The sequence below is a fragment of the Massilia sp. CFBP9026 genome, from assembly GCF_034045165.1.
In the GTDB taxonomy this organism is placed as follows: domain Bacteria; phylum Pseudomonadota; class Gammaproteobacteria; order Burkholderiales; family Burkholderiaceae_D; genus Telluria; species Telluria arenae.
Genome location: NZ_JAXCWH010000005.1, coordinates 459,754 through 470,353, shown reverse-complemented (window position 1 = coordinate 470,353; position 10,600 = coordinate 459,754). Strand labels below are relative to the sequence as shown.

The following is a 10,600-nucleotide window of genomic DNA, read 5'->3' as shown; positions in this document are numbered from 1 at the left end:
CCTTCGCGGATTGCGAAGCGCAGACCTTCTTCCATCGCGATCGGAGCGATCAGCTTGACGGTGATCGAGACGTTATCGCCTGGCATGACCATTTCTTTGTCTGCTGGCAGTTCGATCGAACCGGTCACGTCAGTCGTACGGAAGTAGAACTGAGGACGATAGTTGTTGAAGAACGGGGTGTGACGGCCGCCTTCGTCTTTCGACAGGACGTAGATCTCACCGGTGAAGTTGCTGTGCGGCTTGATCGAGCCTGGCTTTGCCAGAACTTGACCACGTTGCACGTCTTCACGCTTGGTACCGCGCAGCAGCAGGCCGACGTTGTCGCCAGCTTGACCCTGGTCCAGCAGCTTGCGGAACATTTCCACGCCGGTGCAGGTGGTCTTGACGGTGTCAACGATACCGACGATTTCGATCTCTTCGCCGACTTTGATGATGCCGCGCTCGACACGACCGGTCACGACGGTGCCGCGGCCCGAGATCGAGAACACGTCTTCCACTGGCATCAGGAAGGCGCCGTCAACAGCGCGCTCTGGCGTTGGGATGTAGGTGTCCAGGGCTTCTGCCAGACGGGTGATGCACTCTTCGCCCATTTCGCCTGGCTGGCCTTCCAGCGCCATACGTGCCGAACCCTTGATGATTGGCAGGTCGTCGCCTGGGAACTCGTACTTCGACAGGAGTTCGCGGACTTCCATTTCGACCAGTTCCAGCAGTTCTGCGTCGTCGACCAGGTCGCACTTGTTCAGGAACACGATGATGTATGGAACACCAACCTGACGCGCCAGCAGGATGTGCTCGCGGGTCTGTGGCATTGGGCCGTCAGCGGCCGAGCACACCAGGATCGCGCCGTCCATCTGCGCAGCACCGGTAATCATGTTCTTGATGTAGTCGGCGTGGCCTGGGCAGTCAACGTGCGCATAGTGACGGTTTTCGGTTTCGTACTCGACGTGCGCGGTGTTGATGGTGATGCCGCGTGCTTTTTCTTCTGGTGCCGCGTCGATCTGGTCGTAGGCCTTGGCTTCGCCGCCGAATTTCTTCGACAGGACGGTAGCGATTGCAGCCGTCAGGGTGGTTTTACCGTGGTCAACGTGACCGATGGTGCCGACGTTGACGTGCGGCTTGGTCCGTTCGAATTTACCTTTTGCCATTTCAGACTCCTAAGATCTAACGATATATTTGGGGATTACCAGGCACACCTGACGGACGAGTGCAACGCGACTGCCGTACGAAATTCTGGTGCCCTTGACGTGGATTGAACACGTGGCCTCTCCCTTACCAAGGGAGTGCTCTACCACTGAGCTACAAGGGCTGATTTTTGCGATGTAGAAACCACCGCACTAACTGGAGCGGGTGAAGGGAATCGAACCCTCGTCGTAAGCTTGGAAGGCTTCTGCTCTACCATTGAGCTACACCCGCGAGGTACAACTTCAAATCCGACTTCACGATCTTCTTTTTGGTGGTGGGGGCTGGATTCGAACCAGCGTACTCAGAGAGGGCAGATTTACAGTCTGCTGCCTTTAACCACTCGGCCACCCCACCGCGAAGAACCGCAGAGTATGAAGCAAGCTCAACGTACTGTCAATCAGACTGCGGTAGAAACTTTTTCTACTTCGCCTGACAGCGTTGCTTCGGGGCGTGATTGTAACGGTCGGACTGTAAAGCTGCAAGGGTGATTTTGCCAAGTGCGAAAAAATCTTTATGAACATACTTGGAATTGTTCGGTCCGCACGTTTGCACAATCAAACAACGTCGTTCCCGCGGAGGCGGGAACCCAAGTTTTCACGCGTATTGTTGCGGCGCAGAGAAGCGCTATCGGGGCGCGGCGGACTTGGGTTCCCGCCTGCGCGGGAACGACGGTCTTGGGGCAAACGGGGAGATCAGGGCTGGGGGTTGTTCGCGCCCTGCGGCGCCAGTGCCGCCAGCACTTGCGCCTTGAGCGCCTTGATCAGCGCCGTCTCGTCCGGCGCCACGCCTTCGGGCGCGGTGAAGACGCGGTCGGCGTAGATCAGGCCTACCCTGGCCTTGCCGACCACCAGCGGCAGCACGATGAAACTCTCGGCGTCCGGCAGCAGGGTCTTGTACCAGGCCGGCAGCAGGTCGCGGATCTTGGGGCTGAAGGCGTCCGCGATCATCATGTCGGCGTCGTTCTCCAGCGCCAGGTGAAACACGTCGCGCGTAAAGGCGCAGGGGAAGACGAAGCCGTCCTGCAGGTCGACGCTGCCCTCGCCCAGCGACACCCGGGCGCGAAACTGTTTTGTGCGCACATCGCGCAGGCACACGGTGGCGAAGCGGAAGCCCAGCGCGCCGTACAGGGTCTCGAGCACGGCCATGATCACGTCGTTGACGCCGGCGCCGGACCCGCCCAGCAGGGTCACGTCCTGCACGCCCGCCAGCAACAGGTCGCGCGCATTCTTCGGCTTGCCGCTGGGGTAGAACTCGCCTTCGTCGTCCTCGCCCGCGTCCAGGGTGGCCAGCGCCAGCACGTTCGGCAGGCTGCTGGCGGCCTTCGGATCGTGCTTCGGCGCGCGCTCCAGGTTCATGCTCTGCAGCATGCCGTTCATGCCTTCCTGCACCTCGTCGTACAGCGCCACCATGGCCGGATGGTCGACGCCCAGCGCCGCGCCATAGCGCGCGATGAGCTCCTGGGTCTCGGGCGCGGCGGCCGGATCGTGGTGGCGGCCCATCAGGCGCGCCACGTCGCGGCTGAAGGCGGCCACTTGCCGCATCCATTCGTCTCGGTCGGCCGCTGCCTCGAGCGGGCCCGGCGACAGCGCCGCCTGGGCCTGCACGATTAACCCTGGCATCTGCCACTCGCGCAAGATCGCCTCTGACAGGGTCTCGAAGCTGCAGCCCAGGATCAGTTGCGCAGCCTGGCTGGGGGTGTGCTTGCCGGCCGCCACGATCGCGGCGATTTCGCGGTAGCGCTCCTGCTCGTGGCTGGCCAGCAGCAGCGCGCCCAGGTTCTTGAACAGCGCGCAGATCGCCGCTTCCTCGGCCCCGGGGATCGGGCTGTGGCGGGCCAGCTCGCGGCCGACCAGGCTGGCGCACAGGGCGGCTTCGAGCTCCACCCGCACGCCGTGCTCGGCGGTGTCGAGCGCGTCGACCAGCAGCATCGCCAGCGCGGCGGCGCGCACATTGTCGAAACCGAGCAGGGAAATGGCGCGCGAGATCGTCGTCACCGGGGTGCCGGACAGGGTGCGGTACTGGACCGTGTTGGACAGGCGCAGGATGCGCTGGGTGAGCGCCACATCGGACACCACGTAGTACGCGAGGTCGGCCGTGCCCAGGTCGTCGCTATAGCCCATGCCGATCACGTGCATGATGGCGCCGCCCAGGGTGAACATGCGTTCGGTGCCGCTGAGCTTGCGCATCAGGGCGGGTCGCACGCGGCGCGGGGCGCCGTCCTGGGGGATGTCGGTCATGGCGCCCTATCCGCTCAGCCGGCCTTGCGCAGCGGCGCGGCCGCGTGCGCGCCCTGTTTGTACTGTTTCAGCACCTGCTGGTGCAGCGCCGCCAGCGCCGGCAGCTTGGGATTGAGCGCGTCGAGCTTGCGCACATTGCCGATCAGGCCCGGCACCTGGGCGCCGAGGCGGTTGTCCCAGCCCTCGTGTTCGAGGCAGCGCAGCGCCGCCAGCGCGGCATTGAAGGCCACCGCCGGATTGCTCGGCAACTTGGTTGCCGCTTCCAGCATCAGCCGCACCGCGCCCTGGTAGTCGCCGCTCTTGGCGCGCGCGGCGCCGCCAGCGACCAGGTCGACCACCTGCTGGCGGCTCTGCTGGGCCAGCGTCTGCGCCAGCTCGCCCTTGCCGGCCTGCTCCAGCACGCCCATTGCGCGCGTGACCATGGCGTCGCTCGAGGAATTGCTCATCACCTCGCGTACGATCTCGGAAGCGCCTTCTTCGCGGCCATTGTCGATGCAGGTACGCGCCAGCTCGAGCTTGAGGTCCGCTGACAGGTTGGGCGCATCCTTGGCTGACGCCAGAGCCGTGCCCAGCGCTTCGCCCAGGCGCTGCTCGTTGCCGGTGTATTCATGCACCAGGGCCGAGGCGATCGCGCTGCACAGCGGGGTGTTGGCGCGCCCGCCCATCGAACGGTCGAGGTCGCGCACCACGGCGGCGGCCCCCACGGGATCGCCCTTGTGCACCAGCGCCCGCACCAGCTTGACGTGGTCCTCGGGGTCGCGGAATTCAGAATATTTGGCCTTGCCCACCACCTGGCGCAGGGCTTTTTCGGCGGTGTCGATATCGCCCGCCTCGAAGGCGGTGTCGGCCAGGGTGCGCAGGCGCCGCACGGCATGCGGCGACACCGCCACCGCGTCGCTCAGCACCGTCTGCGATTTCTGCAATTCGCCGACTGCCGCGTGGGTGCGCGCCAGCCAGTCGTAGGCATCGACGAAGTTGCGGTTGGTATCGACCAGGTCTTCCAGGATGTCGCGCGCCTCGGTGAATTGCTTGCGCACGAACAGGGTCTTGGCCAGGCCAAGCCGGGCCCAGGCGATCGCCTTGATCTCGACCAGGTGACGATAGATGGGCTCGGCCAGGTCGGCCTGGCCCAGGAACATGTGCAGCTCGGCGCGCAGGCGCAGGAAATCGACCGCATAGCGCGCGTGCAGGCGCTGGCCTTCGATGCAGGCGGCGATCGCCTCCTCCTGGTCGCCCGCCTCCATCAGGTTGTACACCGGCAGGAAGGCATTGCGCTTGTCGAGGGCGCGCCCGATGCGTTCGAGCAGGCGGTCGGCGGTGAACGGCTTGAGGATGTAGTCGGTGGGCGCCAGCTCGGCGGCGCTGACCACCTTGCTGTGGTTGCCTTCGGCCGTGACCATGAAGAACATGGTGGCCAGCTGCATCAGCTTGTGGTGGCGCAGGTCTTCCAGCAATTGCTGGCCATCCTGGCCGCCTTCCAAATCGTATTCGCACAGGATCATGTCGAACTGGCGCAGGCCCAGGTGTTTCACGGCCTGGTTGGAGGTGCTGGCGTGCTCGATCCGGGTCAGGCCGCACAGCGTGAGCATGCTGTGGATGCTGGCCCGCATCCCCGCGTGGGGCTCGATGATCAGGGCCGTCAGGCCTTCCAGTTCGTTCATATTGGTCCGTATGAGCCTGCGTTGGGCGTGGCGCCGCGGCTGCATGGGCACGCGGCATCGGCCAGTATATTACGGCGCGGAACGAAAATAATGAAATCGGGTAAGGTGCTGACACGAGAAAGTGTCAGTACGCCGAAAAAACGACAGGTAGACTGGATTACCGGATTACTGGATATCGGCCGCGGCCTGGCGCAGCGCCGTATGGCGGCTGTCGCATTCGGACTTGCTGGCGCCGTCGACCACGTTCTGGTAACGCACCTCGTACTTGCCGGCGGCCAGCTTGTCGAAAGTAAAATTCGAGCGCTGCTGGACGAAGGCGTGCCTGACGTTGGCGCGGCGGTCGAGGTCGTACAGCTTGACGAAGACCGGCGCCGCGTTGGCGCTGTTGTCGATCACGACCTGCATCTCTGCCCCCTCGTTGCCGACCGGGTAGCCGGGAACATAGGAAGACTCGAGCGGCCACGGATCGCCGCTGGGCGACGCCAGGGTCTGCAGGTCGGTGCTGCAGTCGGGTGCGCGGGCCGGCACCGCCAGCTGGGTGACGGCGAGCGCGCGCACCGCGGGCGGCGGGCCCTTGGCGCCGTCCGGACCGATGCGGCGGGCCCAGTCGTCACTGCTGGCGTCGACGCCCAGGGCATCGGGACGGCCGGTCTTGACAGGGTCCTGGGCGATGCCGCCCCAGGCCAGGGCGCTGGGGATGATGTCAGGCTGTTGTTCGATCGTCAGCACGGCGACGACGGCGCCGGCCACGAAGCAACTGGACATGCCCAGCCACCAGCGCGGATCGCGCCACAGGCGCTTGCGGCGCGGCTTGGGCGGCGGCTGCGCATCCCATTGTTCGCCATTCTTGCGCGGCTGGCCTTCCTTGGCGTTCGAGCTTTCCAGCCACTCGACTTCCCATTCCTCGGCCGCGATCCATTCGTCGTGTTCCTTGCGGCGGACGGGATCGGACAGGACGTTGTAGGCGGTATTGACGACTGCCATGATGCGGGCGGACTTTTCGTCGCCCGGGTTCTTGTCAGGGTGATATTTCTGGCTCAGGGCCTTGTAGGATGCACGAATGACTTCCTGGGGCGCATGACGCGACACCTTCAGGTTGTCATAATGTGTGTGAATCTTGGCCATGATCTGTCAAGTCTACCCGCTTCTACCCTGCGCGTTCTGTCTGTCCTCGGCCGAAGCCCGTCATGTGACGAGACGCGGGAATATCTCACAGCTTAGCCGGATTTGTGTCCGCTGTGCAAGATATCATAAAGTCTACAAGCGATGACTGCGGTCCGCATGCACGATTGCATCCGGCAATTCTACGTCCTGTCCGACCACCAGGACCTTGAACAATTCGCCCATTTCAGCAGGAGAAACCAGCTTTTGCACGGCCCGCGATTGCGGCAGGAAATGCCTGGCGTCCTCGGGGTCGTTTTCCAGCAACAGTTCGCCGATTCCTGCGCCGAGCAGGAAGGCGGCCTGGCTCATATAGGCCAGCACCGGCAGGCCGGCATCCTGGGACGCCAGCGCCATCGCCGTAAAGTCGACGTGGGCCGTGATGTCTTGCAGGCCGGGCAAATAAAAGGGATCCGGGTGCGCATGGTGGCGGTAATGGCACATCAAGGTGCCGCCGATGCGCTGGTCGAGGTAATACTCGTGGGCCGGGAAACCGTAGTCGAACAGGATGGCGGCGCCCCGGCCGCCGGCGAACATCGCCGCCAGCGAGCGCATGAAGCCGGCACCGACCGGGTGCAGTTCGGTAACATAGCCCTCGATCATCTGTTCGTGGTCAGGCACCTGGCGCGCCAGCTGGTCGGCCAGTTCATCGCCGAGCGGCGCCTGGACGAAGGCGAAAGCGCCGTCCTCGACCGTGACCATCTGCCGGCGCCAGCCGTCGCCGGTGCGGATCACCAGCTCGACCGGCATGGCGTCGAGTACCTCGTTGGCCAGCACCACGCCGCTGAAGCGCTCCGGCATGGCGTCCAGCCAGCGCATCTGCGGCAGGTCGGCCAGGTTGGCCTGCTGGCGCGCGCGCAATTCGCCGGACAGTTCGATGATGGTATAGGAGCGCACTTCGATGCCCTGCCTGGCCAGCTCGGTCAGGACGTCGCGCGCCAGGCGGCCAGTGCCGGCGCCGAACTCGATGATGTCGGGCGCGCTTTGGGCGATAATAGCGGCTGCCACGCGCGCCACGGCCGCCCCGAACAGCGGCGTCATCTCCGGCGCGGTGGTGAAATCGCCGCTCGCGCCGAGCTTGGCTGCGCCGCCGCTGTAATACCCGAGCCTGGGCGCGTACAGCGCCAGTTCCATGAACCGAGAGAATGCGATCGCGCCGCCGTGCCGTTCGATGTCGGCGGCGATCAGCTGTTGCAGGGAATGGGACGCGGCCAGGGCGTCGGTATCGGGTGCGGGCAGGGACATGCCGGCATTGTAGCCAGAATAGCTTTTATCAACAATTTGCAGCCTTCAACCATGTCAATGACGGATAGCCCTTCGATTTCCCTGCCCCGGGTCGCGCTCGTGACCGGCGCCGGACGCCGCCTGGGCCGCGCGATCGCGCTTGGCTTGGCCCAGGCCGGCTGGGACCTCGCCCTGCACTACCGCCATTCCGAAAGCGACGCGATCGCGACCCGCGACGCCATCCTGGCGCTGGGCCGGCGCGCCACGCTGCTGCAATGCGACCTGTCCGACGAGGCGGCGGTGCGGCAGCTGGTCGGCCAGGCCAGCGCCGCGCTGGGGCCGCTGTCTTGCATCGTCAATAACGCTTCGTTGTTTGAATACGACAGCGCCACCGCCTTCTCCTGGGAGCTGCTCAACACCCATATGCAGGCGAACGTGGCCGCGCCGGTGCTGCTGGCGCAGGAACTGCACGCCGCCACCCCGGACGGGCGGCAGGCCGTCGTGGTCAACTTGCTGGACCAGAAACTGTACAATCTCAACCCGGATTTTCTGTCGTACACATTGTCGAAGGCGGCCCTGCACACGGCGACCACGATGCTGGCCCAGGCGCTGGCGCCGAAGGTGCGCGTGGTCGGCGTCGCCCCCGGCATCACGATGGTCTCGGGCGACCAGAGCGAGCAAGGCTTCGCCGCGGCGCACCAGATGACGCCGCTGCAGCGCTCCTCGACCCCGCAGGACATCGCCGACGCCGTGGTCTATGCCGCAACGGCGCGCGCGCTGACCGGCACCACCTTGCTGGTCGATGGCGGCCAGCACCTGATGCCCTCGCAGCGCGACGTGATGTTCCTGACCGAACCAAATAACTCCACCAAATAAGGCTATCCCATGTTGTCCGCCCTGTCCCACCCGAGCTTGCGCGATTGCCGCCGGCTGTTCCTGCGCAATTACGAAGTGATGATCAATATCGGCGTGCACGATTTCGAGAAGAAGGGCGAGCAGCGTGTCCTGATCAACGTCGAGCTGTACATTCCGCTGGAGCTGTCGACGCCAAAGGCCGACCAGCTGGCAGAAGTCGTCGACTACGATTTCATGCGCGAGACCATCGCCCGCCGCATCGCCAAAGGCCACATCCACCTGCAGGAAACCCTCTGCGACGACGTAGTGGCCGCCATGCTGACCCACCCGCGCGTGCGCGCCGCCGGCGTGTCGACCATGAAGCCGGACGTCTATCCGGATTGCGAAGGCGTCGGCGTCGAAGTATTCAGGATCAAGGAAGCAGCATGAACGAGACGGTGATTGAACGCGTCGTCGAAGACGACTTCCCGACCGCCGAGGCCGGCATCGACGCGAAGAAGCAAGAGAAGATCGCGCGCGAGGACCACAAGCTGCACAAGCGCCTGTGCCGCCTGGTGGGCCAGGCGATCGGCGACTTCAATATGATCGAGGACGGCGACAAGGTGATGGTCTGCCTGTCGGGCGGCAAGGACAGCTACGCCCTGCTCGACATCCTGCTCACCCTGCGCGAGCGCGCGCCGATCCACTTCGACATCGTCGCGGTCAACCTCGACCAGAAGCAGCCGAACTTCCCGGCCCATATCCTCCCGGCCTACCTGGACAAGCTCGGCGTGCCCTATCACATCGAAAACCAGGATACCTACAGCATCGTCAAGCGCCTGGTCCCGGAAGGCAAGACCACCTGCTCGCTGTGCTCGCGCCTGCGGCGTGGCATCCTGTACCGCGTGGCCGACGAGCTCGGCTGCAACAAGATCGCCCTGGGCCACCACCGCGACGACATCCTCGAGACCTTCTTCCTGAATATGTTCTTCGGCGGGAAGCTGAAGGGCATGCCGGCCAAGCTGGTGTCGGACGACGGCAAGCACATGGTGATCCGTCCGATGGCCTATGTGAAGGAAGCCGACACCGAGCGCTACGCCGAAGTGAAGGGCTTCCCGATCATCCCGTGCGACCTGTGCGGCTCGCAGGAAAACCTGCAGCGCAAGCAAATCAAGAACATGCTGCGCGAATGGGAAAAGAAGCATCCGGGCCGGGTCGAGAATATCTTCTCGTCGCTGTCGACCGTGGTGCCGTCGCATTTGCAGGATCGTGGGATGTTCGACTTCGTCGGACTCAAGACCGATGGCGTGCCGAATCCGCTGGGCGATATCGCGTTCGACGAGGAGCCGTGTTCGACGCCGGTGGCGAATACGATTTCGTTGACGCAGCTCTGACAGCAGCGCATCGATGAAAGCAGAGGCCGGGCCTCTGCTTTTTTTTCGTCTTTTTTTTGTACCGATTGTGCGAAGCGATGACCGACAGCTCTGGCAGCCTGCAAGAACATTACGACACGATGTGGGAACACGCCTTCGGCGCGATCGCGCGTGGGGACGTCGACTGCGACACGCGGCTTGCGGCCGGCCCCGATCCGCGCCGCGGCATCAGCCTGATCGCGCGTCCCTGCCCATCGCTGCAGGCGTGCTTCGACGGCCTGCTCGATCGCCTGGCGGGCGCCGAACCGCGGCAGTATCGCTATCCGGCAGCCGATATGCACATGACGATCCTGTCGCTGCTGACTGCAGGAGCCGGCGTCGCGATCCACCCGGCGCTGGTGGACGACTATCTGGCTGCGGCCAAGGCTGCGGTGGACGGTATTGAGGCGATCGAGATCGACTTTGGCGGTATCGCGCTGTCGCGCGGCGCGGTGATGGCGCGCGGTGTCCCGCGCGGATCATCGCTGGAAATCTTGCGCGAGCGCCTGAGGACAGCGCTGCGCGAGCGTGGCCTCGACGCTGCGCTCGACCGCCGCTATCGCCTGGTGACCGCGCATATGACGCTGTTTCGCTTCACCGAGCCTTTGCGGGATGCGGCACGTTTTGCCGCCCTGCTCCACACGCTGCGCGACCAGCCGCTGGGCATCATGCGCATCGAGGAGGCCAAACTGGTGGTCAATGACTGGTATATGTCCAGCCAATCGCTGGTGCGGGTGGCTGCCCTGCCGCTGCGCGCATGACATTGGACCGCAAGACCGCAGACCGGCAATAGCGGTAATACTCAGGCCCAATCATTAACGATAATGGAGTATCATTATCATCGATAATGATCAGGCGACGTGCATGCGCGGACGTCACAGCCAATTCC

General features: G+C 64.3%; 9 protein-coding genes and 3 tRNA genes. 4 read left to right on the top strand and 8 right to left on the bottom strand.

Going from position 1 to position 10,600, the window contains the following annotated elements; all coding sequences use genetic code 11:
• From tuf to SOM28_RS15385, 8 genes are all read right to left on the bottom strand, one after another.
• Nucleotides 1-1,145 (bottom strand): elongation factor Tu (gene tuf / locus SOM28_RS15420; RefSeq protein ID WP_123071435.1); only part of this gene is annotated, 1,145 nt, incomplete at its 3' end.
• An 86-nt stretch (nucleotides 1,146-1,231) separates the two neighbouring features.
• Nucleotides 1,232-1,306 (bottom strand) — tRNA-Thr (locus SOM28_RS15415).
• Between the two features lie 33 nt (nucleotides 1,307-1,339).
• A tRNA-Gly gene (locus SOM28_RS15410) sits at nucleotides 1,340-1,413 on the bottom strand.
• A gap of 38 nt (nucleotides 1,414-1,451) precedes the next feature.
• Nucleotides 1,452-1,536 (bottom strand) — tRNA-Tyr (locus SOM28_RS15405).
• Between the two features lie 338 nt (nucleotides 1,537-1,874).
• Nucleotides 1,875-3,419 (bottom strand): HDOD domain-containing protein, encoded by a 1,545-nt coding sequence (locus SOM28_RS15400; protein ID WP_320468638.1) that lies wholly within the window; start codon nucleotides 3,417-3,419, stop codon nucleotides 1,875-1,877.
• A gap of 14 nt (nucleotides 3,420-3,433) precedes the next feature.
• On the bottom strand, nucleotides 3,434-5,080 hold the full coding sequence (locus tag SOM28_RS15395; protein WP_320468637.1) for a response regulator: 1,647 nt from the start codon (nucleotides 5,078-5,080) through the stop codon (nucleotides 3,434-3,436).
• Between the two features lie 165 nt (nucleotides 5,081-5,245).
• Complete coding sequence (locus SOM28_RS15390; RefSeq protein ID WP_320468636.1) at nucleotides 5,246-6,205, bottom strand: J domain-containing protein; 960 nt, start codon at nucleotides 6,203-6,205, stop codon at nucleotides 5,246-5,248.
• Nucleotides 6,206-6,337: 132 nt separating this feature from the next.
• Nucleotides 6,338-7,486 carry a class I SAM-dependent methyltransferase gene (locus SOM28_RS15385; protein ID WP_320468635.1) on the bottom strand — a complete coding sequence of 383 codons (1,149 nt, stop codon included), beginning with the start codon at nucleotides 7,484-7,486 and terminating at the stop codon, nucleotides 6,338-6,340.
• A gap of 51 nt (nucleotides 7,487-7,537) precedes the next feature.
• On the opposite strand from SOM28_RS15385, the gene SOM28_RS15380 reads away from it, so the two are divergent.
• The 4 genes from SOM28_RS15380 (at nucleotide 7,538) to SOM28_RS15365 (ending at nucleotide 10,472) form a co-directional block, all read left to right on the top strand.
• Complete coding sequence (locus SOM28_RS15380; RefSeq protein ID WP_123069483.1) at nucleotides 7,538-8,341, top strand: SDR family oxidoreductase; 804 nt, start codon at nucleotides 7,538-7,540, stop codon at nucleotides 8,339-8,341.
• Nucleotides 8,342-8,350: 9 nt separating this feature from the next.
• A complete protein-coding gene (locus tag SOM28_RS15375; protein ID WP_147935116.1) occupies nucleotides 8,351-8,749 on the top strand; it encodes a dihydroneopterin aldolase in 399 nt (132 codons plus the stop codon).
• A complete protein-coding gene (gene ttcA, locus SOM28_RS15370) occupies nucleotides 8,746-9,693 on the top strand; it encodes a tRNA 2-thiocytidine(32) synthetase TtcA (RefSeq protein WP_123069481.1) in 948 nt (315 codons plus the stop codon). Before SOM28_RS15375 ends, ttcA begins: the two co-directional genes overlap by 4 nt.
• Before the next feature lie 77 nt (nucleotides 9,694-9,770).
• On the top strand, nucleotides 9,771-10,472 hold the full coding sequence (locus SOM28_RS15365) for a 2'-5' RNA ligase family protein (RefSeq protein WP_320468634.1): 702 nt from the start codon (nucleotides 9,771-9,773) through the stop codon (nucleotides 10,470-10,472).
• The last annotated feature ends 128 nt before the right edge of the window (nucleotides 10,473-10,600 follow it).